Origin of the sequence: Mangrovivirga halotolerans (assembly GCF_026241165.1) — a bacterium.
GTDB lineage: Bacteria > Bacteroidota > Bacteroidia > Cytophagales > Cyclobacteriaceae > Mangrovivirga > Mangrovivirga halotolerans.
Genome location: NZ_JAPFQN010000031.1, coordinates 1 through 1,021, shown reverse-complemented (window position 1 = coordinate 1,021; position 1,021 = coordinate 1). Strand labels below are relative to the sequence as shown.

At 33.3% G+C, this 1,021-nt stretch carries 1 protein-coding gene; it reads right to left on the bottom strand.

The window, feature by feature from the left end; translation table 11 throughout:
* Positions 1–137: 137 nt before the first annotated feature.
* On the bottom strand, positions 138–863 hold the full coding sequence (locus tag OO013_RS20090) for a YARHG domain-containing protein (RefSeq protein ID WP_266058919.1): 726 nt from the start codon (positions 861–863) through the stop codon (positions 138–140).
* Positions 864–1,021: the final 158 nt, after the last annotated feature.

Below are 1,021 nucleotides of genomic sequence, written 5' to 3'. Positions count from 1 at the left end.
GCCCGGCCTTGACCGCTATCACTCATTTGAAAAAGAGCTAAAAGGATAAAAACAAAAAGAAAAGTTATTGAATATCAGTGAATTGTAGTTAAATTAAAGGGAAGGGATTATTCATGGAAGCATATGTTATATGCCTTTTAAGGTTTTTGTTCCTCTTTCTTAATTAATTGAATATTTCTTTTTTCAAGATCAGTTAGGAAGTTACTCACATTTGAGTGTTGCGGTCTATACCAAGATTGTTTGCTAAAATATTGATCCATTTCGCCATCTTTTTTGAACCTATATCCATATCGAGCAAATATTTCATTCCGCATAATTTTCAAATCTTTTGATGACATCCTCTCAAGTTCAGATGGGTCAAGTTCTTGGGTAGATGCAATTGCAAATTTACCTGAATACATGTCTTTAATTGATGCACTTCTCCAACCAAGTTCATATTGTCCTTTTTCAATATCAACTGTCCATGAATTATATATTTTCAGACATTTTTTCAGATTATTTCCTTCTCCGTATAAGACGAACTGCCCTTTATATTTATCACTTTTAAAATTACCTGCTTTATCTATACTTACATTATGCAAATTATCATATTGCATGACCCACATTGTGCCGTCATTATTCCAATTTCCATGTGATATTTGCGCAATTATTTCTTTTCCAGAGAAAAAAACGATTAAAGTTGATTCCCATTCTGAAGTTCCAAAGTGATATGCTCCTTGGTATTCTAGAGTAAATTTAGGTATCCATGCCTTAACTTGAGATTCATTAATTGGTTCTGAAGCAATGAATTGCCCCATAGATTTGTTAAGCACAAAGCTAAGTGTTATTAGAAAAATTATCCTGCTCATTGATACTAATTGCATATAACGTCAAGGCTATGTGTCCGCCGAAACCTACGGCTACTTAAAAAACGCATAGCTGATCCCCAAAGATAATAGCCCCATCTGAAAAACAAAACGGTGGATCATAGGTGTTGTTGGTAATCGTTAATACCTTTTTTCAGCATAATTTTTAATAGCTG

Bases quoted from the DNA above. Each gene is read 5' to 3' on its own strand.
- OO013_RS20090 (WP_266058919.1), bottom strand. From the start codon at position 863: ATGCAATTAGTATCAATGAGCAGGATAATTTTTCTAATAACACTTAGC.